The organism is Bradyrhizobium sp. CAR08, assembly GCF_052871955.1.
Window position 1 is genome coordinate 86,738 of the sequence record NZ_JBIXJX010000001.1, and the last position, 26,076, is coordinate 112,813.

General features: G+C 63.4%; 25 protein-coding genes. 8 read left to right on the forward strand and 17 right to left on the reverse strand.

The features are described 5' to 3' along the window. Window positions 1–3: 3 nt before the first annotated feature. The gene (locus ACIPUD_RS00375; protein WP_446479975.1) at window positions 4–2,853 is read right to left on the reverse strand and encodes a bifunctional transaldolase/phosoglucose isomerase; all 2,850 of its coding nucleotides are present in this window, start codon (window positions 2,851–2,853) and stop codon (window positions 4–6) included. A gap of 308 nt (window positions 2,854–3,161) precedes the next feature. On the opposite strand from ACIPUD_RS00375, the gene ACIPUD_RS00380 reads away from it, so the two are divergent. The 4 genes from ACIPUD_RS00380 to ACIPUD_RS00395 all read left to right on the forward strand — a co-directional run bounded on the left by ACIPUD_RS00380 (window position 3,162) and on the right by ACIPUD_RS00395 (window position 8,884). Continuing rightward, window positions 3,162–3,812, forward strand: a complete 651-nt coding sequence (locus tag ACIPUD_RS00380) for a hypothetical protein (RefSeq protein WP_446479976.1) — start codon at window positions 3,162–3,164, stop codon at window positions 3,810–3,812. 299 nt (window positions 3,813–4,111) lie between these two features. Then, window positions 4,112–6,055, forward strand: a complete 1,944-nt coding sequence (locus tag ACIPUD_RS00385; RefSeq protein ID WP_018454065.1) for a PrkA family serine protein kinase — start codon at window positions 4,112–4,114, stop codon at window positions 6,053–6,055. A gap of 19 nt (window positions 6,056–6,074) precedes the next feature. Further along, a complete protein-coding gene (locus tag ACIPUD_RS00390) occupies window positions 6,075–7,352 on the forward strand; it encodes a YeaH/YhbH family protein (RefSeq protein ID WP_026232663.1) in 1,278 nt (425 codons plus the stop codon). Further along, on the forward strand, window positions 7,349–8,884 hold the full coding sequence (locus ACIPUD_RS00395; protein WP_007613791.1) for a SpoVR family protein: 1,536 nt from the start codon (window positions 7,349–7,351) through the stop codon (window positions 8,882–8,884). Before ACIPUD_RS00390 ends, ACIPUD_RS00395 begins: the two co-directional genes overlap by 4 nt. Before the next feature lie 215 nt (window positions 8,885–9,099). Here ACIPUD_RS00395 and ACIPUD_RS00400 read toward each other — a convergent pair whose 3' ends face one another. The 6 genes from ACIPUD_RS00400 to ACIPUD_RS00425 all read right to left on the reverse strand — a co-directional run bounded on the left by ACIPUD_RS00400 (window position 9,100) and on the right by ACIPUD_RS00425 (window position 11,741). Then, window positions 9,100–9,537 carry a DUF1801 domain-containing protein gene (locus ACIPUD_RS00400; RefSeq protein ID WP_085352024.1) on the reverse strand — a complete coding sequence of 146 codons (438 nt, stop codon included), beginning with the start codon at window positions 9,535–9,537 and terminating at the stop codon, window positions 9,100–9,102. 2 nt (window positions 9,538–9,539) lie between these two features. Further along, window positions 9,540–9,758, reverse strand: coding sequence for a hypothetical protein (locus tag ACIPUD_RS00405; RefSeq protein WP_085385331.1), 219 nt, complete (start codon window positions 9,756–9,758; stop codon window positions 9,540–9,542). Window positions 9,759–9,802: 44 nt separating this feature from the next. Further along, window positions 9,803–10,234 carry an SRPBCC family protein gene (locus ACIPUD_RS00410; RefSeq protein WP_446479977.1) on the reverse strand — a complete coding sequence of 144 codons (432 nt, stop codon included), beginning with the start codon at window positions 10,232–10,234 and terminating at the stop codon, window positions 9,803–9,805. Beyond that, window positions 10,231–10,557 carry an ArsR/SmtB family transcription factor gene (locus tag ACIPUD_RS00415; RefSeq protein ID WP_085361496.1) on the reverse strand — a complete coding sequence of 109 codons (327 nt, stop codon included), beginning with the start codon at window positions 10,555–10,557 and terminating at the stop codon, window positions 10,231–10,233. Before ACIPUD_RS00415 ends, ACIPUD_RS00410 begins: the two co-directional genes overlap by 4 nt. Window positions 10,558–10,638: 81 nt before the next feature. Further along, window positions 10,639–11,088, reverse strand: a complete 450-nt coding sequence (locus ACIPUD_RS00420) for a DsrE family protein (RefSeq protein WP_085385332.1) — start codon at window positions 11,086–11,088, stop codon at window positions 10,639–10,641. Window positions 11,089–11,120: 32 nt separating this feature from the next. Further along, the gene (locus tag ACIPUD_RS00425) at window positions 11,121–11,741 is read right to left on the reverse strand and encodes a hypothetical protein (RefSeq protein WP_446479978.1); all 621 of its coding nucleotides are present in this window, start codon (window positions 11,739–11,741) and stop codon (window positions 11,121–11,123) included. Between the two features lie 303 nt (window positions 11,742–12,044). On the opposite strand from ACIPUD_RS00425, the gene ACIPUD_RS00430 reads away from it, so the two are divergent. Continuing rightward, window positions 12,045–13,595 carry an SUMF1/EgtB/PvdO family nonheme iron enzyme gene (locus tag ACIPUD_RS00430; protein WP_085361493.1) on the forward strand — a complete coding sequence of 517 codons (1,551 nt, stop codon included), beginning with the start codon at window positions 12,045–12,047 and terminating at the stop codon, window positions 13,593–13,595. Between the two features lie 17 nt (window positions 13,596–13,612). Beyond that, the gene (locus ACIPUD_RS00435; protein ID WP_018454075.1) at window positions 13,613–14,056 is read left to right on the forward strand and encodes a DUF4399 domain-containing protein; all 444 of its coding nucleotides are present in this window, start codon (window positions 13,613–13,615) and stop codon (window positions 14,054–14,056) included. Window positions 14,057–14,060: 4 nt separating this feature from the next. On the opposite strand, the gene ACIPUD_RS00440 is transcribed toward ACIPUD_RS00435, so the two are convergent. From ACIPUD_RS00440 to pqqA, 10 genes are all read right to left on the reverse strand, one after another. Beyond that, window positions 14,061–15,116, reverse strand: a complete 1,056-nt coding sequence (locus tag ACIPUD_RS00440) for a 2-oxoacid:ferredoxin oxidoreductase subunit beta (RefSeq protein WP_018454076.1) — start codon at window positions 15,114–15,116, stop codon at window positions 14,061–14,063. Continuing rightward, window positions 15,113–16,960, reverse strand: a complete 1,848-nt coding sequence (locus ACIPUD_RS00445; RefSeq protein WP_162496392.1) for a 2-oxoacid:acceptor oxidoreductase subunit alpha — start codon at window positions 16,958–16,960, stop codon at window positions 15,113–15,115. The genes ACIPUD_RS00440 and ACIPUD_RS00445 overlap by 4 nt, the downstream gene beginning before the upstream one ends. Further along, a complete protein-coding gene (locus tag ACIPUD_RS00450; protein ID WP_018454078.1) occupies window positions 16,930–18,729 on the reverse strand; it encodes an FAD-dependent oxidoreductase in 1,800 nt (599 codons plus the stop codon). The genes ACIPUD_RS00445 and ACIPUD_RS00450 overlap by 31 nt, the downstream gene beginning before the upstream one ends. A gap of 233 nt (window positions 18,730–18,962) precedes the next feature. Then, window positions 18,963–19,640, reverse strand: coding sequence for a DUF4286 family protein (locus tag ACIPUD_RS00455; protein ID WP_085361491.1), 678 nt, complete (start codon window positions 19,638–19,640; stop codon window positions 18,963–18,965). A 12-nt stretch (window positions 19,641–19,652) separates the two neighbouring features. Beyond that, window positions 19,653–20,639 (reverse strand): prolyl aminopeptidase, encoded by a 987-nt coding sequence (gene pip / locus ACIPUD_RS00460; RefSeq protein ID WP_085395689.1) that lies wholly within the window; start codon window positions 20,637–20,639, stop codon window positions 19,653–19,655. After that, the gene (pqqE, locus tag ACIPUD_RS00465; RefSeq protein WP_018454081.1) at window positions 20,629–21,828 is read right to left on the reverse strand and encodes a pyrroloquinoline quinone biosynthesis protein PqqE; all 1,200 of its coding nucleotides are present in this window, start codon (window positions 21,826–21,828) and stop codon (window positions 20,629–20,631) included. Before pqqE ends, pip begins: the two co-directional genes overlap by 11 nt. Then, window positions 21,825–22,136, reverse strand: coding sequence for a pyrroloquinoline quinone biosynthesis peptide chaperone PqqD (pqqD, locus tag ACIPUD_RS00470; protein WP_247295006.1), 312 nt, complete (start codon window positions 22,134–22,136; stop codon window positions 21,825–21,827). Before pqqD ends, pqqE begins: the two co-directional genes overlap by 4 nt. 10 nt (window positions 22,137–22,146) lie before the next feature. Next, entirely contained in the window at window positions 22,147–22,914 is a 768-nt protein-coding gene (gene pqqC, locus ACIPUD_RS00475; protein ID WP_249799690.1) for a pyrroloquinoline-quinone synthase PqqC, read from the reverse strand. Window positions 22,915–22,934: 20 nt separating this feature from the next. Continuing rightward, entirely contained in the window at window positions 22,935–23,864 is a 930-nt protein-coding gene (gene pqqB, locus ACIPUD_RS00480; RefSeq protein ID WP_085361488.1) for a pyrroloquinoline quinone biosynthesis protein PqqB, read from the reverse strand. A 118-nt stretch (window positions 23,865–23,982) separates the two neighbouring features. Continuing rightward, entirely contained in the window at window positions 23,983–24,063 is an 81-nt protein-coding gene (gene pqqA, locus ACIPUD_RS00485; RefSeq protein WP_007595659.1) for a pyrroloquinoline quinone precursor peptide PqqA, read from the reverse strand. Window positions 24,064–24,313: 250 nt separating this feature from the next. Here pqqA and ACIPUD_RS00490 point away from each other — a divergent pair, with 250 nt between their 5' ends. Together ACIPUD_RS00490 and ACIPUD_RS00495 are read left to right on the forward strand one after the other, a co-directional pair. Next, window positions 24,314–24,571, forward strand: a complete 258-nt coding sequence (locus ACIPUD_RS00490; RefSeq protein ID WP_007613759.1) for a DUF6894 family protein — start codon at window positions 24,314–24,316, stop codon at window positions 24,569–24,571. A 104-nt stretch (window positions 24,572–24,675) separates the two neighbouring features. Then, complete coding sequence (locus ACIPUD_RS00495) at window positions 24,676–26,076, forward strand: amidase family protein (protein ID WP_085395718.1); 1,401 nt, start codon at window positions 24,676–24,678, stop codon at window positions 26,074–26,076.

Genomic DNA, 26,076 nt, shown 5'->3' on the forward strand with positions numbered 1-26,076 from the left:
CCCTTAGTTCAGTGCCTCGTTGAGCGCCGCATTGAGCGCCGCGAGACCCTTCTTGAGCCCGCCCTTCAAGTGGACCCGCAGCGCGCGCCGGCCGCGCTCGGTAAGCACGTCGAAGTCGCCGCGCGCCTGCGCGGCCTTGATGACGCCGAAGCTGGCCTTCTGGCCCGGCACCGGCAGGTCCTTGGCATCGTCGGCGGTGATCTGGAGGAACACGCCGCTGTCGGGGCCACCCTTGTAGGCCTGTCCTGTCGAGTGCAGGAAACGCGGTCCGAACTCGGCGCAGGTTGCGACATGTCGCTTCTCGCGCACTTCGAGCCGCATGGTCTGGAGCGCGTCGATCGTCGCCTTGTCGCGCGCGATGTAGCCGAGCAGGGCGACATAATCGCCATGGTTGGAGCGCGACAGATGCGCCTTCAGCCACGAGGTGAGGTCGCCGTTGGCGCCGGCGGCGCGCAGGGCTGCGGCATTGGTCTCGTCGGTGTAGAGATCGGCCTCGGTGGTGCTGACCACCGGCTGCTCGGCCGGCAGCGCGCCGGTCTTTTCGAACGAGGCGGTGAGCTCTCGGGTCTTGATCTTGGCCGCTTCCACGTCCGGCTGGTCGAACGGGTTGATGCCGAGGATGCTGCCCGCGACCGTCGTTGCCATCTCGAAGCGGAAAAACTCCTGGCCGAGATGGTCGATCGACTTCATCACGATGCGCACGACGGGATGGCCGGCCGCTTCGATCGCAGCAAGCTGCGAGTCATGGGCGGCGTCCGCTTCGCCCTCGATACGGATGTCGATGAAGAGCCGGTCATTGCCGTAGACCGCCGGCTCGCCCAGCGGCTCGCCGTCGATCGGGATCAGGCCCTTGCCGTCCTTGCCGGTCGATTCCGCGATGAGCTGCTCGGCCCAGGCGCCGAAATCGGCAATCTTCTTCGACGACAGGATCGTCACCTTGTCGCGGCCTTCGAGCGCTGCATGGCCCATGGCAAGGCCGAGCTGCACGCCGGGGTTCTCGGCCGGCGGCACGTCCGGTCCGCAGGAGCGGGCCATCGCAAGCGCGTGCTTGATGAAGGTCTTGATATCGACGCCCGCGGTTGCCGCCGGCACCAGGCCGAATGGCGAGAGCACCGAGTAGCGTCCGCCGATGGAGGGCTCGCCGTGGAAGATGCGCGCATAGCTTAGCGTCTTCGCCGCCGTCTCCAGCGACGATCCGGGATCAGTGACCGCAATGAAGCGATGGCCGGTCTTGACCTTCGGTCCGACCGCCTGCGCGACGCGCTGGTGGAAATAATCCTTCATCGCATTCGGTTCGGTGGTGCCGCCGGACTTGCTGGAGACGATGAACACGGTGTTGGCGATGTCGATCCTGGCCTCCATTGCCCGCACCTGCGCCGGATCGGTGGAATCCAGCACGTGCAGCTTCGGGAACCCGGGCTTCTTGCCGAAGGTCTCGGCCAGCACCTCCGGCCCGAGGCTTGACCCGCCCATGCCGAGCACGACGGCGTCGGAGAATTTCTGGCCTTTCACGCGGCTGGCATAATCCTCATAATCGGCGACGTCGGCCTTGGCGGCGCTGTCGAGCCAGCCGAGCCATTTGTCCTCGTCGGTGCCGGTCCAGACCGATTTGTCCCGTTGCCACAGCCTGCGGATCTTTGCCGACGCGCGCCATTCCTCGGTGCTCTTGGCCACGGCCTTGCCGAGGCCGTCGCCGAGCGAGAGAAGCTGGCGGTCGATCGCAGGCCCGAGCACGGTGGCGCGCTTGTGGGCGACAGCGCCATAGAGCTTGTCGGCGGCGTCGGCGAACTGCTTGACGCCGTCCTTGACGAGTTCCTCGGTGATAGCATCGAGCGAGACGCCGGAGCGCTCCAGTTCTTCCAGCACGCGCCTGGCGTCGTCGACATTCTCTTCCAGGCTGTCCCGCGGCGTGCCGTGGTCGCGGAACGCATCCAATGTCGCCGGCGGCACGGTGTTGATGGTGTCGGGACCGATCAATTCCTCGACATAGAGGACGTCGCTGTAGTCCTTGTTCTTGGTGCCGGTCGAGGCCCACAGCATGCGCTGCGGCTTGGCGCCCTTGGCCGCGAGCTTGTCCCAGCGCGGACCTGAGAACAGGCGCTTGTAATCCTGGTAGGCGACCTTCGCATTGGCGATCGCGACCTTGCCCTTCAGCGCGGCGAGCCGTTCCTTCTCGCTCGGGTCGTTGGCGCGGGCAATCTTCTCGTCGAGCTGCTTGTCGACCACCGAGTCGATGCGGCTGACGAAAAAGCTCGCCACGCTCGCCACGTGCGAGGGATCGCCGCCACCTGCGACGTATGTCTCCAGACCGGCGAGATAGGCCTCGGCAACCTGCAGATAGACGTCCCTGGAGAACAGCAGCGTGATGTTGATGCTGATGCCGTCGCCGATGAGGGTCTCGATCGCCGGCAGGCCCTCCGGCGTTGCCGGCACCTTCACCATCAGGTTCTTGCGGTTGACGTCCTTCCAGAGCCGCCGCGCCTCTGTGACCGTTTCACCCGTGTCCATCGCCAGATAGGGCGAGACTTCCAGGCTGACATAGCCGTCGCCCCCCTTGAGGCGGTCGTAGACCGGGCGCAGCACGTCGGCGGCGTTCTGGATGTCCTCGACCGCGACGGCCTCGAACAGGTCGGCGACCGACCGATCGCCGCGCTTCAATGCCTTGCCGATCGGCGCGTCGTACTCGTCCGAGCTGCCGATCGCTTTCTCGAAGATCGAGGGGTTGGAGGTGACGCCTTTGACGCCGTCGGTGTCGATCAGCCGCTTCAGGTCGCCCTTGGCGATGAAGCCGCGGGCCAGGAAGTCCAGCCAGACGGCTTGTCCGTGCTTTTCCAGTTCTTTGACGGGATTCATGATGCTAATTTATCTCCAAGCCTGCGGGCGAGGGGTTTCCGCGCCGGTCCTGACGCGCTATCCTCTAGCTTACATGCTTCCTTGAGGGAACCAATCAAGGGTATGGGCGTCATATCCTCCAGTGTAACTCCGTCGCGATCATGGCGATCCGCGTAGAGGGAGCCGAGTTGCGTAAAAGGTCGTTGGCCGTGAGGAATCGGCTACGCCCTTGTTGTGTAACGCCAGCTGCCTCGCCTCGCCGCCAGTGGCTGCGCGGAGTACTCATCAGCGGATTCCGGTCCGCCTGATGCATCGTGGCTCGGTCGCGAATGGCCATGCTGGGGGAAAGCATGCAAGCACATCATGACCGTCTGGCGCTCGCTGTCACAGACAGCCCCCAGTCGGTCACGTCGACCGGATGCGTCGATGCGTCCCACGATCTCGAAATCGGTCCATGTACGACCCAACTGCGGTTGCTGATCGTTGCGGGTTTCGCCATGACGCTGCTCAGCGCAACGCTCGCCTTGGGCTGGTGGAATGCTTTTGGCGATTACGACACGACGGTCGGCTATGCCGGCGTGGTGGCGTTCGCCGCGATGACCGGCCGGCTGATCTGGATGCTCCCCGCCGAGCGGGCATCGGTGGTGATCGTCACCCCCTATGGCATTCGCGACCTTCGCATCGGCAATGAATTTCTGCTGTGGGACTCGATCGCGGAGATTTCGGCTGAAGAACGCCGCGGGCGCAAGGTGATCGTGCTGACGCCGACGCCGGCCTTGCAGAGGCAGCTCTGCAGCATCCGCGGCTTGGCCCGCGGTGCGACGGACGATCGCATCGTCATCCGGTCGGAGGGCCTGGCGACCGATTTTGATACACTGCTGCGCGTTTGCCGCGACTGTCACGCCGCCGGCGGTCCACGCACCGCATTGCAGCAGGAAGATGAACGCGCCACGCAAGGCTTCGCCGCACAAGCGTCATAAGATCGCCGTTCGCAGACGGCTATGATGCGGCGCCGGATGAACGCATCCCCGGTAATGCCCGGATGTTGCGAGCGAGTGACATTTTCTGGAAATGAGCCAATATAGACAAAGATTCGCTCAAATATCAGGCAGGTGCCTGTTCGTAACTCACCCTGTGCCTACGTTGTGCGTTGCGCCGAGAAGGCGCCCGGGTGTCGAATGATCGTCATGTGCTCACGCTGATTCGAGAGTGGCGCTAAGGAACGGTCCGGTCGCTGCTTTCGTTCAATTGTGTAGCGGAACTCACGCGGAGAGGGATCATGTACAACGATTCTCTATTCAACGCTTTCGCTAAGTCGTTCGAGGCGAGAAGCCAACACGACATGTCGATGGCGGAATATCTGGAATCGTGTCGAAGCGATCCCATGAAATACGCAAACGCGGCCGAACGACTGCTAGCAGCGATCGGTGAGCCCCAGACGATTGACACGGCCAAGGACCCACGCCTTGGCCGTATTTTTTTGAACCGCACGATCCGTACCTATCCGGCCTTCGCCGGTTTCTACGGCATGGAAGAAACCATCGAGCGCATCGTCGGTTTCTTCCGTCACGCGGCGCAGGGCCTCGAAGAGCGCAAGCAGATCCTGTATCTGCTCGGTCCGGTCGGCGGCGGCAAATCCTCGCTCGCTGAGCGGCTCAAGTCGCTGATGGAAGTGCATCCGATCTACGTGCTCAAGGCCGGCGACGAGCTCTCGCCCGTGTTCGAAAGCCCGCTCAGCCTGTTCGATCCGGATCAGCTCGGCCCGATGCTGGAAGAGAAATACGGCATTCCGCGCCGCCGTCTCACCGGCCTGATGAGCCCGTGGTGCTACAAGCGGCTGGAAGCCTTCGGCGGCGACATTTCCCAGTTTCGGGTTGCAAAGATCCAGCCGTCGCGGCTGCGCCAGATCGGGATCGCCAAGACCGAGCCGGGTGACGAGAACAACCAGGACATCTCCTCGCTGGTCGGCAAGGTCGACATCCGCAAGCTCGAAACCTACGCGCAGAACGATCCCGACGCCTACAGCTATTCCGGCGGCCTCAACCGCGCCAACCAGGGCGTGCTCGAATTCGTCGAGATGTTCAAGGCGCCGATCAAGATGCTGCACCCGCTGCTCACCGCGACGCAGGAAGGCAACTATATCGGCACCGAGAACATCGGCGCGATCCCGTTCACCGGCGTCATCCTCGCGCACTCCAATGAAGCCGAGTGGTCGAGCTTCAAGGCCAACAAGAACAACGAGGCCTTCATCGACCGCATCTGCGTGATCAAGGTGCCGTACTGCCTGCGGATCACGGAGGAGCAGAAGATCTACGAGAAGCTGATCCAGGGCTCCGAGCTCGCGGCCGCGCCTTGCGCGCCCGCGACGCTGGAAACGCTGGCGCGGTTCTCGGTGATGTCGCGCCTGCGCAAGCACGAAAATTCCACGATCTACGCCAAGATGAGGGTTTACGACGGTGAGAGCCTGAAGGAGACCGATCCGAAGGCGCGCAGCGTCCAGGAATATCGCGATGCCGCCGGCGTCGACGAGGGCATGGACGGTGTTTCCACCCGCTTTGCCTTCAAGATCCTGGCTGCGACCTTCAACCACGATCCGCAGGAAGTCGCCGCCGACGCCGTGCATCTGATGTACGCGCTGGAGCAATCGATCAAGCGCGAGCAACTGCCCGAGGAAGTCGAGAAGCGCTACCTCGAATTCATCAAGGCCGACCTTGCGCCGCGTTATGCCGAGTTCATCGGCAACGAGATCCAGAAGGCTTATCTCGAATCCTACTCGGATTACGGCCAGAACCTGTTCGACCGCTACGTCGACTACGCCGATGCCTGGATCGAGGACCAGGATTTCAAGGACGCCGACACCGGCCAGCTGCTGGATCGTGAGCTTTTGAACCAGGAGCTGACCAAAATCGAGAAGCCGGCGGGCATCGCCAACCCGAAGGATTTCCGCAACGAGGTGGTCAAATTCTCGTTACGGTCGCGCGCCCAGAACGGCGGCAAGAATCCGACCTGGATCTCCTACGAGAAGATTCGCGATGTGATCGAAAAGCGGATATTCTCCCAGGTTGAGGACCTGCTTCCGGTCATCTCCTTCGGGTCGAAGAAGGACGGCGAGACGGAGAAGAAGCACGGCGAGTTCGTCGCACGCATGGTGGAGCGCGGCTACACCGAGCGTCAGGTTCGCCGGCTCGTCGAATGGTACATGCGCGTGAAGCAGGCCGGTTGAGGCGGATGGAAAAGTGCCGATTCACATTATTGACAGGCGCCTGAATCCAGGCGGCAAGAGTCTCGAGAACCGGCAGCGGTTCTTGCGTCGGGCCAAATCCCTGGTGCAGGGCGCCGTCAAGAAGACCTCGCAGGAACGCGACATCAAGGACGTCCTGGAGGGTGGCGAGGTCACCATTCCGCTCGACGGCATGCACGAGCCGCGTTTCCGCCGCGACGGCGGAACGCGCGACATGGTGTTGCCCGGAAACAAGAAGTTCATCGAGGGCGACTATCTCCAGCGCTCCGGCCAGGGCAGTGCCAAGGATTCCGGTCCGGGCGAAGGCGACAGCGAGGACGCCTTCCGCTTCGTGCTCAGCCGCGACGAATTCGTCGATCTCTTCCTCGATGACCTCGAACTTCCTGATCTCGCCAAGCGCAAGATCGCGCAGACCGAGAGCGAGGGCATCCAGCGCGCCGGCTACACCACGTCGGGCTCGCCATCCAACATCTCGGTGAGCCGGACGGTTCGGCGCGCAATGGCGCGCCGTATCGCGCTCAAGCGTCCCAGCAAGGAGGAGATCGAAGAGCTTGAATCCGCCATCGCTGCCTGCGCAGATGAGGACGAGCGTCTGCTGCTGCTAGCCCAGCTCGAAAAACTGAAGGCGAAATCCAAGCGCATTCCCTTCATCGATCCGCTCGACATCCGCTACCGCCGCTTCGAGACGGTTCCAAAGCCCGTTGCCCAGGCTGTGATGTTCTGCCTGATGGACGTGTCGGGCTCGATGTCCGAGCACATGAAGGATCTCGCCAAGCGCTTCTACATGCTGCTCTACGTATTTCTGAAGCGCCGCTACAAGCATGTCGACATCGTCTTCATCCGCCACACCGATCGCGCCGAGGAGGTGGATGAGCAGACCTTCTTCTATGGCCCGGCTTCCGGCGGCACGCTGGTCTCCAGCGCGCTGCAGGCCATGCACGAGATCGTGCGCGAACGCTTCAGCCCGTCGGACTGGAATATCTACGCTGCGCAAGCTTCCGACGGCGACAATTCCTATTCCGACGGCGAGCTCGCGGGCATGCTGCTGACCGACAAAATCCTGCCGGTCTGCCAGTTCTTCGCCTATCTCGAGGTCGGCGAGTCCGGCGGCAGCGCCTTCGATCTGTCCGACTCCTCGCTCTGGACCCTCTACGAGCGCTTGCGCAACAGCGGCGCACCGCTCTCGATGCGCAAGGTCAGCGAGCGCAGCGAAATTTTTCCGGTGTTCCACGATCTGTTTCAGCGCCGCGACACTGCCCAGGAGAAAGCCGCTCCATGACGGAACGCTTGTTCGAAGGCGCCGATTGGGATTTTCACACCTTGCAGCGCATCACGGATGCCTGCGAGGAGGTGGCGACGAAAGATCTCGGGCTCGACGTCTATCCGAACCAGATCGAAGTCATCACCGCCGAGCAGATGCTGGACGCCTATTCGTCGGTCGGCATGCCGCTGTTCTACAAGCACTGGTCGTTCGGAAAGCACTTTGCGTATCACGAGGCCTCATACCGCAAGGGCCTCATGGGCCTCGCCTATGAGATCGTGATCAACTCCTCGCCCTGCATCTCCTACCTGATGGAAGAGAACACGGCGACGATGCAGACCCTGGTGATCGCGCACGCCGCCTTCGGCCACAATCACTTCTTCAAGAACAACTATCTGTTCAAGCAGTGGACCGACGCCGACGGCATCCTGGACTATCTGGATTTCGCCAAGAACTACGTCATGCAATGCGAGGATCGCTACGGCCGGGTGGAGGTCGAGCGCACCCTCGATGCCGCGCATGCGTTGATGTCGCATGGGATCGACCGCTATCCCGGCAAGAAGAAGCTCGACCTCCGCGCCGAAGAGAAGCGGGCAGGGCGCCGCCGCCAGCACGAGGAGGAGGTCTTCAACGACCTCTGGCGCACCGTGCCGGCGGGAAAGAGCAAGACCCGGTCCGCGCTCAGCATCGAACGCCGCCGCAAGCTGCTCGGCCTGCCGCAGGAGAACCTGCTGTATTTCCTCGAGAAGAGCGCGCCGCGGCTGGCGCCCTGGCAGCGCGAGCTGTTGCGCATCGTCCGCCACATCGCGCAATATTTCTATCCGCAGAGCCAGACCAAGGTGATGAACGAGGGGACGGCGACCTACGTCCACTATCGCATCATGACCAAGCTGCATCAGCAGGGCCGCATCAGCGACGGCAATTTCCTCGAATTCCTGCAGTCGCACACCAATGTCGTGTTCCAGCCCGAATTCGATGACCAGCGCTTTTCCGGCTTTAATCCCTATGCGCTCGGCTTCGCCATGATGCAGGACATCGAGCGCATCGTCACCAGGCCGGAAGACGAGGACCGCGAATGGTTCCCGGACATCGCCGGCAAGAACGACGTGATGGGCGTGCTGCGCGACGTCTGGGCCAACTACCGCGACGAGAGTTTCATCGCCCAGTTCCTGAGTCCGAAGCTGATGCGGCACCTCCGCATGTTCCACCTGCATGATGACCCCGAGGAACGCGCCGGCATCCGGGTCGACGCCATTCACGACGAGCGGGGCTTCCGCCGCGTTCGGCGCGAGCTGGCACGGCAGCACGATGTCGGCTACATCGACGCGAATATCGAGGTGGTCGACGTCGATCTCTCCGGCGACCGGCGGCTGATCCTGCATCACCATGTCATCAAGGGCGCGCAGCTCAACGAGACCGACGCCAAGCGCGTGCTCCAGCATCTGGCCGATCTCTGGACCTACGACGTCGCACTGATCGAGGTCGACGCCAATGACAAGGTGCTGCGCGAATATGTCGTGAGCCCGCGCCCGATCTCGGCGGTGGCCTGACGCTGCTGACTATGCGGAGCAATACGGCGAGATGCGCGTTGATGCGCCCTCGCCCCTTGTGGGAGAGGGCGGCGACGCTCGGAGACACAAGCTCACTGCGGTGAGGGGTATCTCTCAACGTTTCCCGTGTCGATAGAGACCCCTCATCCGGCGCTTCGCGCCACCTTCTCCCACAAGGGGAGAAGGAAAGCGTTCGTGGCTCCACAACGGCTGTTCTATCCGGAACGTTTCGCCGGCTTCTTCTTGGACGCATTCAGCGCCACGGCTGCGCGGATCAGCGCCTTCAACGCCTTCTCGTTGATCTTCTCGCCTTCGCGAATATCGATCGCGCGCCGCACGTTGCCGTCGAGGCTCGAGTTGAACAGGCCGGCTGGATCGTCCAGCGCTGCGCCCTTGGCAAACGTCATCTTCACCACGGCCTTGTAGGTCTCGCCGGTGCAGATGATGCCGTCGTGCTCCCACACCGGAACGCCGCGCCATTTCCATTCCTCGACGACGTCAGGATCGGCCTCCTTGATCAGGCCGCGGATTCGTCCGAGCATGTCGCCGCGCCAGTCGCCGAGCTCCTTGATCCTGCCGTCGATCATCCTGGATGGCGAAGCGCCATCCGCCTTCGTCGCGCTGCTGTTTTTCACGGTGACGGCCTTCTTCATGTTCACGCCTCTTGTCGGGCGCCGCGGCGGCGGCCGAGATATGGCAGCGCGAACATGTAGAGTCCGGTCGCAAGCAATGGGATCAATGGGACGAAGGCGAGCAAGCCGATCCACGTCGCCTGGACTTGCAGCGTCAGGGCGACGATGTTGGCGATGACGGCAAGCGTGAAAGCGATCGACAGCCAACGATGGATCTGTCGAACCCACATGTTTCCGGTCAATGAAACCTCCTCTTGAGATGATTGAATGAAGGCCGGCGGCCGAGCTAGTCTGCCCTTGCCAGCAGCTCGTCCAGCTTGGCGAGAAACTGCTTCCAGCCGGCATGCGCGCCGCCAAAAGCCTGCTTCTGCGTCGGGCTGAAGCCCGCTTGCTCGACGCGCAGATGCGTGCCTGCGTCCGCCGGCGTCAGCGTGAAGGTCACGACACTCTTGAGATCGAACGCCGCGTCGTCATGCGAGAAATTCCAGGTGTAGGCGAGCGTCTTCTGCGGCTCGATGGTGAGGACCTCGCAGTCCAGCACGCCGCCCCACTCGCCGCGAAGGTTGAAGCGGTGGCCCACGGTCGGCTTGAAGTCGTTCTTCATCAGCCATTCCTCGATCAGATGCGGCTGCGTCAGCGCGCGCCAGATCCGCTCTGCCGGAAAGGCATATTCGCGCTCGACGACGACAGATCGGGTTTCGGTGGGGGATTCGTTCATTGGTCCATCCTCTTCAGGAGATCGTCGAGCGCATCGAGCCGGTTCTGCCAGAATCCGGTCATCTGGCTGGTCCAGTCGATCAGCGGATTGAGCGCGCCGGGCTGGGCGCTGTAATGCGTCTGCCGCCCTTGATGCCGGTCGCGCACCAGACCAGCCTGCTTCAGCGCGCCGAGATGTTTTGAGACTGCGGGCTGGGAAACGCCCGACAGTGCTGTCAGGGCTCCGACCGTCTGTTCGCCCTCGCGGCACAATCGCTCGAAGATCGCCCGACGAGTGGGGTCGGCGAGCGTCCTGAACAGAAGGTCGTGGGCGATGGCGGGCATAAAATCCATAACCTGCAAGTTATGGATATATTAATAACCCTGGGGTTATGGGTACGTCAAGGGGATGTCGAGCGCGCGCTCCTACGGCCGCAGATAGAGATAACCCTGCGACTGGAGCTCGGCCAAACGGACGACGCCACCCTTCTCCGCGCTGACGAAGCCCGGCAGGAGATCCGTGAGCGTGACGTTCTGCGCCTTCATCGTGTTGCCGCAGGCGGCAAGCTCGACGCCATCCTTGGAAAAATCGCCGACGCGCTTGCTAATGTCAGGGTTGGCCTGCGCCGAGTGAAACGCCTTCAGTGCCGGGCCGTGGATCACCAGCGCGATCGTCACATGGTCGGGGCCGCCGACGCCATCGATGTGGTTCTGGATGTTGCCGAGGACGAAGTTGACCTTCTCGGCATCGCTCAGGTGATAGACCACCTTCAGCTTGTTGCCCGTGCCGGCCTCGGTCGCGGCCTTCGCGCTGGAGGCGCCAAGTGCCGCGCCCAGGCCTGAGACGGCGCTCCACAAGATGTTCCGGCGGTTCATGACGATCTCCCCTCGATTGTGCCGGACACATATCATTTGTGGCGGAGCGCGGCGAGTTCCTTGCGGTCGGTCACGAGCGAGGCGCATTCCTTATTGTCCGTTCGATCTAGCCGGAAAATCCCGTCGTCGGCCCCGGCGACCAGTGACAGTTCGGCATCGTCGTCCGGCTTGTTGTTCTGCCAGACCCTGACCCGCGCCAGCCGCACGATCGCCGATTTGTCATCCTTCGAGAGCGCGACGCCGATGCCGCCGCCCTCGCAGTCGACGCCGCAACCGAGGCGGATTTCGGTGCCGTCCTTGGTGAACACAGCGTGATGACAGGAGCCGCTGGAATCGAAATCGCCGGAGCGGTGACGATATCTGAAGCCGAGGCGGAAGGAGTTGTGGAGCTGCTTGTCTTCGGTGTCCATCTCCGCCGAGATCAGCAGCTTCATCGAGGCGACCTTCTGCTTCGGATGGTGCGCCAGATGCTCGGCATCGTAGCGGCGCACGAAGCAGGCATAGGCCTTGTTGCCGGGTTCGCCGGCATACATGCGCACGTTGAAGGTTTCGGCTTCGGCCTTGCTGGCCTCACGGATATCGTCGGCCTCCTCGGCGTGAGCGGCGCCGCCGAGCGCGGCAAGGAAGACGGCCGCAACGAGAAAAGACTTCATGATGGCCTCGCGTGCAGCAGCTGAGCTGTACGCTGTAGACGCAGCCCCGGTGCGACGCGTTCAACGTCCGCACAGCTGACAGCATCATCGCAGGGCGGAGCGAGGTGATTAGTTCCACGCCCGGCATTAGTCGTCGGTGGGGTCCTGAAGGTTCATTCGACGTGACGCCTTCGCCTTTCGGAACTCGGCGCCTGCGATTCCACGGACATTGCCCGATTCCATCGATGTGATAGCCTTCACAGACGATCGCCTTTGGCAGTCGTAGGCTGGGGTCTGCCTTTGCAAGTTTGTGGAGTCCCCGCAATGGGCGAAATTCGCAACTTCAGATCCGGGAATGACGAGCCGCCTTCGCACGGCCCTATGCCTCGTCGCCTCGCGGCCATCATTGTCGGTGACATCGCTTCCTACAGCCGCCTGATGCAGGCCGACGAAGAGGGCACGCACGTCCGCGTCAAGCGGATCGAGCGGGATCTCATCCAGCCCAGCATCGTCGAGCACAACGGAAGTCTGGTGAAGACGACGGGCGATGGCTTCATCGCGATTTTCGACAGTCCGGTCGAGGCCGTCCGATGCAGCATCGTCATCCAGCAGAATCTCATCGGCCGCAACGCCTCGCTTCCGAAGAACACCCGGATCGAGTACCGGATTGGCGTCAATCTCGGTGACGTCATCGTGGAGCCTGACGACGTCTACGGCGACGGCGTCAATATCGCCACGCGTATCGAGGGCATCGCCGAGCCAGGCCAGGTCTTTATCTCCGGCGCGATCTACGAGCAGATCAAGCACAAGGTCGTGTGCGGTTACGAGTCGCTCGGGGACCGCAAGGTCAAGAACATCACCGATCCCGTGCGCGTTTATAAAGTGCTGCCGGATGCAGACGCGGTCGGCAGGACGCGGGGGCGGCGCGAGAATGCCCTGATCTTTCTCCTGGGTATCACGCTGTCGGTGATGGCCGCCGGCGTGCTGTGGTATCTTCTGGCTCAGGCGCCGGGCAGGGTGGGCGAGCAGGCCGCCGTCACTCCCGCTTCTCCTGCCGCATCGCCGAGCCCGCAGCCTCCGCCGCGCGAAGCGGCGCCGCAGACGCCGCAGCCTTCTCCCTCGTCGGCCTCGTCATCTCCATCGCCCGCTCAGGCGCCAAATCAATCGACGAGTCAATCGGTAAGTCAATCGCCCATTCCCGTCCGCGAACCCGAGATGGTCGCCATTCGCGGCGGCAGCTTTGCGATGGGAAGCAACGACGATCCGACCGAGCGTCCCGTCCATCAGGTCACGGTCAAGCCGTTCTCGATCGGCAAATATCCGGTGACCGTGCAGGAATGGAACGAGTGCGCCGCTGCAAAGGCGTGCAGCTTCACCGCCATCGGCAAGGACGATGCGCCGGTCAGCAATGTGAGCTGGACCGACGCGCAGCAATATGCGGCCTATCTCGCCAAGGCGACGAAGAAGACGTATCGGCTTCCGAGCGAAGCCGAATGGGAATATGCCGCGCGGGGCGGAACGCAGACCAGATATTGGTGGGGCGACAAGCTGCAGCCGGGCATGGCCGGTTGCAAGGATTGCGGTGATCTCGCGGCCGAGCAGCCAGCGAAAGTCGGCAGCTTCAAGCCGAACCCGTTCGGGCTCCACGACATGGGCGGCGGCGTCGATCAGTGGGTCGAGGACTGCTGGCACAAGACCTATCAGGGCGCGCCCACCGACGGCTCGGCATGGAGCAGCGGGGACTGCAGCGCTCATGTCCTGCGCTCGGGCTCCTGGAAGAACGATTCGAGATATGTGCGGCCGTCCAACCGCGATGGCTACGACACCAATGTTCGTTACCCCACGCACGGATTCCGCGTGGCGCTCAGTCCTTAAGTGGTGGAGTTGGTTTGATGCAGATCCTTCGTTGCGTCGCGCTGGCGGCGGCGCTCGCATTGCTTCCGGGGGCAGCCTTTTCGCAGGGCAAGGCAGCGCCCAAGGACGCAAAGCTCTATTTCATCACCCCGCGTGACGGGCAGAAGGTGCGCGGCGGATTCTGGGTCCGGTTCGGCTTGCGCAACATGGGAGTGACCCATGCCGGCGACGAGTACCAGAACGCCGGTCACCATCATCTGCTGATCGACGTCAACGACCCCATCGATCCCAAGGAGCCGATCCTGCAGGACAAGTCGCATCTGCATTTCGGGGCAGGGCAGACCGAAACGCTGCTCGAGCTTCCGCCCGGGACGCACACGCTTCAACTCGTGCTGGGCGATGCCAAGCACTATCCGTTCGAGCCGCCCATCGTGTCGGAGAAGATCACCATACGCGTCCGGCAGCCGGCCGCGGCACGATAGGCAATCACCGCAGGCTGGCGTTGAACTTGTCCAGCGCCGCCGAGCCCGGGCAGAGCGTGTCGGCTTCCAGCGTGTTGAGCGGCGTTTCGACCGTGTTGAGATGCTCGTGCAGGTCTTCCGCGTCGGGATCGACATAGAGCAGGCCGGTGACGATCTGTCCCTTGGCGGCGTGCTTTTGCAGGAAGGTCTGGGCGCCGAGCCGGTCGTGCGGATCGTAGTCGGCGTCGATCTTGCGCAGCGCGATCCTGCTGCCGTCATGCTGCTCGACCATTTGCACGGTGCCCGGTGCGTAATCCACCGCAATCGGATCGCGGCCGACCAGCACATCGAGCCGGTTCACCGCGTCATTGTGCTCGCGGACATAGTCGAAGCTCTTGGTCGAGCCGGCATGGTTGTTGAAGGCGATGCAGGGGCTGATGACGTCGATGAACGACGCGCCTTTGTGGCGGATCGCGGCCGCGATCAGCGGCACGAGCTGGGTCTTGTCGCCGGAGAACGAGCGCGCGACGAAAGTCGCCCCCAACTGCAGCGCGATCGCGACGAGGTCGATGGCGTTGTCGGTGTTGGTGACGCCCTTCTTGGACTTCGAGCCGCGGTCGGCGGTCGCCGAGAACTGGCCCTTGGTCAAACCGTAGACGCCGTTGTTCTCGACGATATAGGTCATGTTGACGCCGCGCCGGATCGAATGCGCGAACTGGCCGAAGCCGATCGAGGCGGAATCGCCGTCGCCGGAGACGCCGAGATAGATCAGGTCGCGATTGGCGAGATTGGCGCCGGTCAGGACGCTGGGCATGCGGCCGTGCACGGAGTTGAAGCCGTGCGAATTGCCGAGAAAATAGTCCGGCGTCTTCGACGAGCAGCCGATACCCGAAATCTTGGCGACCCGGTGCGGCTCGATCGAAAGCTCATAGCAGGCCTCGATGATGGAGGCCGTGATAGAGTCATGGCCACAGCCGGCGCACAGCGTCGAGATCTTGCCCTCGTAATCGCGATGGGTGTAGCCGAGCTCGTTCTTCTTCAGCCCGGGATGGTGGAATTTCGGCTTTGCAATGTAGGTCATGACACGGCCTTGCGGAGCGGGGTCACCTTGATGTGATCCTGGTGGTCGCCAATGGCTTTTGCGATGAAGCGGGCGGTGATCGGCGAGCCGTCGTAATGCACGATCGGCACCAGCCGCACCGGGTCGATGCCGTTTTCGTTGACGATGAGCTGGCGCAGCTGGCTGTCGCGATTCTGCTCGACCACATAGACGAAATCGTGCTCGGCGAGGAAGCTCGCCACGCTGGAGTGGAACGGGAAGGCGCGGATGCGCAGGCGGTCGAGCTGATGCCCGCGCGCTTCCAGCAATCCGATCGCCTCGTCCATCGCCGGCGTGGTCGAGCCGAAATAGATCACGCCGTATTTGGTTGGCCGTTCCGCATTGGCCTGGAGCGGCCGCGGCACCAGATCCTGCGCGGTCTCGAACTTGCGCATCAGGCGCTGCATGTTGTCGGCGTAGACCGAGCCCTCTTCGGAGTAACGCGCATAGCGGTCGCGCGACGTGCCGCGGGTAAAATAGGAGCCCTTGGTCGGATGCGTGCCGGGATAGGTTCGGTAGGGGATGCCGTCGCCGTCGACGTCGAGATAGCGGCCGAAATCGCGGCCTTCGTCCAGCATCTCCGCGGTCATCACCTTGCCGCGGTCATATTGCTTGGCGTCGTCCCATTTCAGCGGACGGCAGAGCCGGTGGTTCATGCCGATGTCGAGGTCGAGCATCAGGAAGATGGTGGTCTGAAGCCGCTCGGCGAGATCGAAAGCCGCGGCCGCGAACTCGAACGCTTCGGCGGGATCTTCGGGGAACAGCAGCACATGCTTGGTGTCGCCATGCGAAGCATAGGCGCAGGCGATGATGTCGCATTGCTGGGTGCGGGTCGGCATGCCGGTCGAGGGACCGGCGCGCTGGATGTTCATGATCACGGCCGGGATTTCGGCGAAATACGACAGCCCGATGAACTCGGTCATCAGCGAGATGCCGGGGCCGGAGGTCGCGGTGAAGGCGCGCGCGCCGTTCCAGGAGGCGCCGATCACGATGCCGATCGAGGCGAGCTCGTCCTCGCCCTGCACGATGGCGTATTTCGCCTTTCCGGTCTCCGGGTCGTGCCGGTACTTCTTGCAGTGGGCGGTGAAAGCTTCTGCCACCGACGAGGACGGCGTGATCGGATACCAGGCGCACACCGTGGCGCCGCCATAGACGGCGCCGAGCGCGGCGGCGCTGTTGCCTTCGATGAAGATGCGGTCGCCGACCTTGTCGGACTTCTTCACCCGCAGCCCGGTCGGGCATTTCAGGTTTTGCAGCGCCCAGTCGCGGCCGAGATGCAGCGCGTGGACGTTGGACGAGAGCAGCTTCTCCTTGCCCTTGTACTGCTCGCCGATCAGCTGCTCGATCAGCTTCGGATCCATGTCGAGCAGCGCCGAGAGCGCCCCGAGATAGATGATGTTCTTGAACAGCTGGCGCTGGCGCGGATCGGTATAGGTCGAGTTGGTGATCGCGGTCAGGGGGACGCCGATCACGGTGATGTCGTCGCGGAATTTGGTCGACGGCATCGGCTTGGTGGAATCATAGAACAGGTAGCCGCCGGGCTCGATGCCGGCGAGGTCCTTGTCCCAGGTCTGCGGGTTCATGGCGACCATCATGTCGACGCCGCCGCGGGCGCCGAGATGGCCGTCTTCGGTCACCCGCACCTCGTACCAGGTCGGCAGGCCCTGGATGTTGGAGGGGAAGATGTTACGGGGGCTCACCGGAACGCCGTGGCGCAGGATCGCGCGCGCAAACATCTCGTTGGCGCTGGCCGAGCCGGATCCGTTGACGTTGGCGAAGCGGACGACGAAGTCGTTTACGCTGCTGATCGGCTTTTTGTCGGACATGCTGAACCTGCGTGAGTCATCTCGATCAAATATTTCTGCATGTCCCAGGCGCCGGTGGGGCAGCGCTCGGCGCACAGCCCGCAATGCAGGCAGACATCCTCGTCCTTCACCATCACGCGCCCGGTCTTGAGGTCGCTGGACACATAGAGATCCTGGTCCGGATGCAGCGAGGGTGCTTTCAGGCGCTGACGGAGATCGCCTTCCTCGCCGTTGTCCGTGAAGGTGATGCAATCCATCGGACAGATGTCGACGCAGGCATCGCACTCGATGCAGAGCGAGGTCGAGAACACGGTCTGGACGTCGCAGTTCAGGCAGCGATGAGCTTCGCCCAGCGCCAGCTTGACGTCATAGCCGAGCTCGACCTCGGTGCGGATGTCCTTCAGCGCGATCACCTTGTCGCGATGCGGCACCTTGTAGCGCTTGTCGTTGGAGATGTCGTTGTCATAGCTCCATTCGTGGATGCCCATCTTCTGCGAGGAGATGTACACGTCGGGCAATGGCCGCTCGGTGATGTCCTCGCCCGAGAGCATTTTGTGGATCGACAGCGCGGCGTCATGGCCCTGCGCCACCGCCCAGATGATGTTTTTCGGCCCGAACGCGGCGTCGCCGCCGAAGAACACCTTCGGGTTGGTCGAGACGAAGGTTTGCGGATCGACCTTGGGCATGTGCCATTTATCGAACTCGATGCCGCAGTCCTGCTCGATCCAGGGGAAGGCGTTCTCCTGGCCGACCGCGACCAGCACGTCGTCGCATTCGATGGTCTGGTCCGGCTCGCCCGAGGGGACGAGGTTGCGGCGGCCCTTGGCGTCGTATTCGGCCTTCACCTTCTGGAAGGTGATGCCGGTGAGCTTGCCGTTTTCGTGGACGAACGCTGTGGGAACGAGGAAATTGAGGATCGGAATGTCTTCGTGGAGCGCGTCTTCCTTCTCCCAGGGCGAGGCCTTCATTTCCTCGAAGCCGGAGCGCACGACGACCTTCACCTCTTCGCCGCCGAGGCGACGCGCAGTGCGGCAGCAATCCATCGCGGTGTTGCCGCCGCCGAGCACGATGACGCGCTTGCCGATCTTGTCGGTATGACCGAACGAGACCGAGGACAGCCAGTCGATGCCGATATGGACGTTGGCGGCTGCTTCCTTGCGTCCGGGGATGTCGAGCTCGCGGCCGCGCGGTGCGCCGGAGCCGACGAAGATTGCGTCGTACTTCTCCGCGAGCAGCGCCTTCATGCTCTCGATGCGATGGCCGCCCTTGAAGTCGACGCCGAGACCCAGGATGTAGCCGGTCTCCTCGTCGATGACCGAATCCGGCAGGCGGAATTTCGGGATCTGCGAGCGCATCATGCCGCCGGCTTGGGCATCGGCGTCGAACACGGTGCAGTGATAGCCGAGCGGCGCGAGATCGCGGGCGACCGTCAGCGAAGCGGGACCACCGCCCACGAAGGCAACGCGCTTGCCGTTCTTGGCCGAGGGGCGCGGCAAGCGCTGCGTGATGTCGTCCTTGAAGTCGGCGGCGACGCGCTTCAGGCGGCAGATCGCGACCGGCGTCTCCTCGACGCGTCCGCGGCGGCACGCCGGCTCGCATGGACGATCGCAGGTCCGTCCCAGAATTCCGGGAAACACGTTCGATTTCCAATTGATCATATAGGCGTCGCTGTAGCGGCCTTGGGCGATCAGTCGGATGTATTCGGGAACGGGAGTGTGCGCAGGACAGGCCCATTGGCAATCGACCACTTTGTGAAAGTAGTCGGGGGCCGCAATATCGGTCGGTTTCATTCCTACCCTGTCCGCGCAGGCTCAAAGACCCCGCGGCCTTTTCTTGAGCTTGCGAACGCTAACGCGCGGCGATCTGGTTTCTGAATGACCTCATTGGGTTAGCTTATTAGAACCGCTCCGAAGTACAACGGCAAATTTCGCGCTTCCCCTCTTTCATGGGAGCTACGCGCGCACAGCATTAACGGCCGTGCGCGGTATGTGGCGGTGCAGCATGTTGCGATGCGTCCGATGGCTTAGTTGCGCGCGATGTCGCTCTTCGCGAGGTCCCACATCAGGCAGTAGGAGCCGACCGACACGGGAAGCGGGAATGGCGAGGCGGCAGGGCCGGTGAAGCGCTCGGCGATCACGGACGAGACCGCGCCGACATGCGTGCCGTCGATCAGCACGAACCAGTCGCGCGCGCCTTCGTTGCGCACCGCCGGAATATCCGCGGTCGCGCCTGATAGTTCCGGCTCGCTTTCGAGCAGATGCATGGAGATGATGCCGTCGTGTTTTTCCGGCGCCAGCCGTTCTTGCAGTGCGTCACGCCACGCGACTGCATTGTCCGGCGTCGGCCGCAGCCGCACGAGGCCGAGCGCCGCGCCGCGGCCGGTGCCCCTGCTGATCGTGATGCGGGCGACCACGCGGAGCATGTCCTTGAAATGCGCCATGCTCCGCCGCGACCATTCGGTCTGATTGGCGAGCCGCGCCCGGTAGGCGGGACTGTCGAGCACGTCGAGCGTCGCGGTTGAATACAGCGAGAGATATTTGGGATTGGCGGCGTGCGCGACATAGCGCCGCGCTTCGAGAAAGCCCTCGATCGCAACGCGCTCTTCCAGATGCTCGCGATCGTACCAGCGGTTGAAATCGGGTTCATTTGGAACGTCGATATTCATCGACGTGAGCAACATGCCCTTCCCGGCGAGTGGCATTTTCTTGTCCCGCTATCGCGAAATCTTCGAAGCGATATCTGCGATCGACTTCATGACCGCGTCCCGCACGCCGGTATCATAGAGCGAATGGCCAGCTTCTTCCACGATGCGAATCTCGGAACCCGGCCACACTTTCGCGAGCGCCTGCGATGTCTCGGGAGGGCACAACAGATCGTAGCGGCCCTGGACGATGATGCCGGGAATGCCGTCGAGCTTGCCGGCGTTCCGCAACAACTCGTTCTCCGTCATGAAGCTGTCTTGGACGAAATAATGCGCCTCCATGAACGGCGTCGCCGGCAATGTGCGCCACACGTTCAGCGACGCCAGATCCAGCCGTGTCTTTGCCGCCTTGTGCTCCGACAAGGCGCGTTCGGTATCGTGCCAGGCGCGCGAGGCCGGGCCATGCACCGCCGGATCGGGATCGAGGATGCGGCGATAGTAGGCTTCCACCGGTTGCGCGCGCTCCTCGACCGGCAGCACGCTCAGAAAATCGTCGTAGAGCGCGGGGTAGAATTGCGACAGGCGCGAGGTGAAGGCGATCTCGACTTCAGCACGCGTGCCGAGAAAGGTCGCGCGCAGCGCAATTCCGGAGACGCGCTCGGGATGCGCCTGCGCATAAGCCAGCGCCAGCGTCGCGCCCCAGGAGCCGCCGACCACCATCCAGCGCGCGACGCCGAATTTCTCGCGGATCTTTTCCATGTCCGCGATCAGATGCTGTATGGTGTTGTGCTGGCGCGATCCCTTCGGCCGGCTGCGACCGCAGCCGCGCTGGTCGAACAGCACGGCATGGAAACGGTCGGGATCAAACAGGCGGCGGTGGTCGGGCTGGCAGCCGCTGCCGGGGCCGCCATGCAGATAGACCGCCGGGATTCCGTCGGTGCGGCCGACGCTCTCGACATAGAGCTCGTGGCCGTCGCCGACGTCGAGCATGTCGGAGGTCAGCGGTGCAAAGGGATCGGCGCGCTTGACTGAGCTGGCCGCGTCGGCGTCAGGCACCATTCTCGGATTCCAGGGTGCCGCCGGCGAAATTGCGATAGAGGAAGCGGTTGGTTTCGCCCTCAGCCTCGCGCTCGGCCTGCTTGAAGATGGTCTCGTGCAGCGGCGACAGCGCGCAGGCGGGATCGGTGTTGGCGGCGTCGCCGGTCAGCGCAAAGGCCTGGCAGCGGCAGCCGCCGAAATCGATCTCCCGGAATTCGCAACTCTTGCACGGCTCCTTCATCCAGCCGGTGCCGCGGTAGCGGTTGAAGGCGTCCGAGTTCTGCCAGATCCAGGCGATCGAATGGTTGGAGCGCACGGATTCGAAGTCGAGCCCGGTGATGCTCTCGGCGGCGTGGCAGGGCAGCACCTTGCCGGCCGGCGAAATGTTGAAGAACTGCCGACCCCAGCCGCCCATGCACTTCTTCGGCCGCAGCGCGTAATAATCGGGCACGACATAGTCGATCGTGAGCCGGCCCTTCAGCCGCTCGCGCGCCTCCTCGACGATGCGGGTGCACTCGTCGAGCTGCGCCACCGTCGGCATCAGCGCGGCGCGGTTCTTTAGCGCCCAGCCGTAATATTGGACATTGGCGACCTCGAGCCGGTCGGCGTCGAGGTCCACCGACATCTGGATGATATCAGACAGCTGGTGCAGGTTTTGCCGATGCATCACCGCATTCACGGTGAGCGGCAAATCGAGCTCGCGCGTCCATTTTGCGACTTCGAGCTTCTTGCGGTGCCCGTTTTTGTAGCCGCCGACGCGGTCGGCGAGGGCTTCTTCAACGCCCTGAAAACTGATCTGGACGTGGCAGAGCCCGGCATCGGCAAGTTCGCTCAGCCGCTCGCGCGTCAGCAGCACCGCCGAGGTGATGAGGTTGGTGTAGAGCCCGACGTCGCTCGCATGCTTGACCAGTTCGACCAGGTCTTTGCGCGCCGTCGGCTCGCCGCCGGAGAAATGCACCTGCAGCACGCCGATCTCGGCGAGCTCGCTCAATACCTTCTTCCATTCCTCGGTGGTCAGCTCCTTGCCCGAGCGGTCGAGCTCGACCGGGTTGGAGCAGTAGGGACATTGCAGCGGGCAGCGATGGGTGATCTCGAGCAGCACGGCGAGCGGAATGCCGAATGTCTCTGCCGTCGAGCGGCTCTTCTCCAGCACCGCGAGGCTGTCGCTGGCGTCGGGCGGGATGGTGGGATTGCCGAGCACATCGCTCATGACGTCTTCTCCCGGGCCTCCGTGAGAAAGCCCTTGTCGGCGAGATCCTGCAGCATGACAATGACGTCGGCCAGGATCGCCTCGCGCGGCGCGGCGTATTTTGCCGCGAGTTGGTCGGACATTTCGCCGACATTGCGCTCGCCGTCGCAGAGCTGCAAGACCTCGACCGCGATCTCGTCCGGCGCCAGCACGCGTTCGGGCGCCAGGATCACCCAGACTTTTCGCGTCTCGTCATATTTCAGCTTGGCGTGCCGCGGCAGAACCGGCCGGCTGGTCTCGCTGACGCTGATGTGACGCGGCTCGGCCATCGCTCGTTCCTTAGCTCGCCTTTTGGTGTTCTTGGGGCACGAACGCGCCCGGCGGAATGTGGCCCTCGACATAGGCGTGCTGGAGTGCGTCGAGCTGCACCCATAGCACGTTGGTCTTGAAGATCAGCGCATTGCAGACGGACGCGCGTTGCTCGGGCGTGGTGGCATGCGCCTTGACATAGTCGAGCGCAAACCCGGCGTCGCGCGGCGCCTGCGCCAACCGGCGGTTGAAGTAGCTCATGATATCAGGATTGACGAAGTCGTAGTGCTCCAGCATCCCGGAGATGCGCTCTTCGTGCAGGTTCGGCGCGAACAATTCGGTGAGCGAGGACGCGATCGCCTCCAGCGGCGACTTCTCGCGGCAATAGTGCACATAGGCTTCCACCGCAAAGCGCGTCGCCGGCAGGATGCCTTCGGTCGATTCCACGTAAGCTGTGTCCAACCCGAGGCCTTCGGTCAGCTTCAGCCAGCGCTCGATACCGCCTTCGGAGCCGATGTCGCCGTCATGATCCTCGATGCGGTGGCGCCATTCCAGCCGCGTGGCGCGGTCGCGGAAGCGCGAGATCACCACCGCGTCCTTGATCGGGATGGTGCTCTGGTAATAGTAGCGGTTCAGCGCCCAGGCCTGCACCTGGCCCTTGTTGAGCTTGCCGCCATGCAGCAGTCTATGGAACGGATGCAGGCTGTGATAGCGCGTCGCACCGATGTGACGCAGCGCCGCCTCCAGCTCCTCGGCGCTAGTGAGCCTGATGTCCTTGCCGATCGAGAGCGCGGTCATTCCAGTCAGTGACGCGGCATTCACAGCACGATCTCCGTTCCGTCCGCGGGTATCTGCCAGCCCGCCGCTTCAGCGGCCTTGCGCTCCGGGGAAGCGGGCAGCAGCGCCGGATTCGAATTATTGATATGCAGAAATATCTTCCTGTCGAGTGTGAGGTCGGCGAGCCGCGCGATGGCGCCGTGGTCGCCGGACATCGCGACGTGGCCCATGCTTTTGCCGGTCTTGTGGCTAAGCCCGGCCTTGATCATCTCGTCGTCCTGCCACACCGTGCCGTCGAAGAACACCAGCGCAGCGCCGTCGATCTCGGCCTTGAGCGCGTCGGTGACCTCGGCGCAGGCGGCGATGAAGTAGAAGCATTTGCCGGTTGCTTTGTCGGTGATCTTCAGCCCCAGCGTATCGCCTTCGCCGCTGTCGCCGCCCGGATGCGTCTTGCCTTCCAGGTACCAGGCCGATTTGCCCGAGACCGCGAAGGGCAGCACCTCAAGTCCTGAGCGCGCCCCGTCCGGCAGCCGCGGCTCGAACGGCTCATTGATGTCGACCGGCAGGCGCTGCACGTTTTTCTCGTTCAGCACATTGAAGATGCTGTTCGCCTTCAGGATCGCCAGCACCTTCTCGTGCGCATAGACCGTGAAGGGCGAACCCTCGCGCATCGACAGCAGGCCGGCCACTGCGTCCACCTCGCTGTTGGTCAGGATCACGCCTGCGATCGGCGTATGGCGCAGCGCGCCTGCCTTCGGATGCAGCTGTGGCGTCGCATTCAATTGCTGGCGGAGGTCGGGGGAGGCGTTGATCAAGAACCAGTGCTCGCCGTCGCCGCTGAAGGCGACCGAGGCTTGGGTCCGTTGCAGCTCTTGGCCGTTATCACGGGCCGTCCGGCAGCCCTCGCAGCCGCAATTCCATTGCGGCACTCCGCCGCCGGCTGCGGCGCCCAGGACGACGACGCGAAGCATGATCCGTCTCCTGGAGGCAATGTCGCGAGGTGGACCTCACGCAAACACAAATCCTGTCTTCCGGACATGCATCGTGACCGAAAGATCCACCTGCGCAGAACGCGAACTCACCAACCGCTTACTTGCGGGTGGCGCTCACATACATGTTGATTTCCATGCCACAGGGCACTTCGACGATCTTCGGGGCTTTCCAGGCCATTTTCGGCTCTCCATTTTCGAGAATTCGGACGTATCCGCCCAATCCTTAAGTTAGTGCGGGTGGAAAAGTTCGCCAGTGAAATTTTCGCGAGAAAGCCATGTTGCGGCGCAAAAAATGCTGCCGGAACGATACTTGCTGGTGATGCTGCCTTGCGCCCGGCGCATTCGGTCGCGAACCCTGTCCTGATAAAGCGGTTGTGAGTGCAGTGCAGCTTTCAATCCGGTACAGGCGACCCAACTGGAACTTCGTGATGCCCAGATATTTCTTCAACACCCGTATCGGCGACGAACTGATCGTGGATCCTGAGGGAGAGGATTTGCGCAATCCCGATCGCGCCTGGGAGGTTGCCCGCCAGATGATTCTGGAGGTGCTGAGATCGGAAGGCACCCAGCCGGCCCTGCTTGAGGCCGTCATCGAGGTCACCGACCGGGAAGGCGAGATCGTGCTCGAATTCCCCTTCACCGAGGCACTCCTGGACATTCCGGACCAGTCCGCCACCCGGCATTAAGGCTTGCTCTCGCCACCGTCGCAATGGCGGAGGAATCCCTGCGAAATCCGCATGGCTTTGCCGCGTTCCCGGGGCTAAAAGACGCCGGTTACACGGAGCAAGTCATGCAAGATCTCTGGCGCCTGTCGGCGGCCGACCTCGCCGATCTCGTCAAAACCAAAAAGGTCTCCGCCAGGGAGGCCGCGCAGGCCGGCCTCGGCCGGCTCGACGCGGTCAATCCGAGCCTCAACGCCGTGATCGACCACCGGCCCGAGGACGTGCTCAAGCAGGCCGACGCCGTCGATGCCGCCATCGCCAGGGGCGAGGACCCCGGCGTGCTGGCCGGAGTGCCCGTCACCATCAAGGCCAATGTCGACCAGGAGGGCTTTGCCACCACCAACGGCCTCAAACTCCAGCGCGACCTGATCGCGCGCGAGGACAATCCGGTGGTCGCCAATTTCCGCAAAGCCGGCGCCGTTCTGCTTGGGCGCACCAATTGCCCGGCCTTTTCCTATCGCTGGTTCACCACCAACCTGGTCCACGGCGACACCAAGAACCCCCGCGACGCCTCGCTGACGCCGGGCGGCTCGTCCGGCGGCGCGGGCTCGGCGGTCGCGGCCGGCATCGGCCATATCGCCCATGGCACCGACATTGCCGGCTCGATCCGCTATCCCGCCTATGCCTGCGGCGTGCATGGCTTGCGCCCGACCTTGGGCCGCATCCCGGCCTTCAATCCGGCCCTGCCGGAGCGCCCGATCGGGCCGCAGATCATGGCGGTGTCGGGGCCGCTGGCGCGCACCGTCAACGACATCAGGATTTCGCTCGCGGCCATGTCGGCCCGCGACATCCGCGATCCCTGGTTTGTGCCGGTGCCGCTGGAAGGCCCCGCGCGGCCGAAGCGCGCCGCGCTCTGTCTCGACCCGGACGGCCTGGCCAGCGCGCCCGAGGTGAAGGCCGCCGTCATCGACGCCGGCAAGCGGCTCGAACGGGCCGGCTGGACCGTCGAGACAATCGAGAACACCCCGCCGATGCGCGAAGCGGTCGAGTGGCAGATCAAGCTCTGGCTCGGCGACGGCTATGAGGCACAGCTCGAGATGGCCGAGCGTGAAGGCGATCCCGGCGCGCTGGCGTGCCTGCGTGGCAACCGTGCCAGGGTCACGCCGATGGACCAGGCCAATTACGCCAAGGCATTGACCCGCCGCGCCACGCTGACCCGCGACTGGATGCTGTTCTTCGAGACCTATGCCGTGCTGCTGACGCCGGTCTCCGGCGAACTGCCGTTCCCCGATCATCTCGACCGCAAGGACGACTCTTCCTTCAAACGCGTCTGGGAAGCGCAGTTGCCGCAGATCGCCATTCCCTTCATGGGCCTGCCGGGCCTCGTGGTCTCCACGGGCCTCGTCGGCAAGGCGCCGGTCGGCGTGCACATCGTGTCGGGCCGCTATCGCGAGGATCTCTGCCTGCTCGCAGGCGAGGCGATCGAGGCGGGCGGCGTGCCGCCGTCGCCGATCGATCCCGTAGGTTAG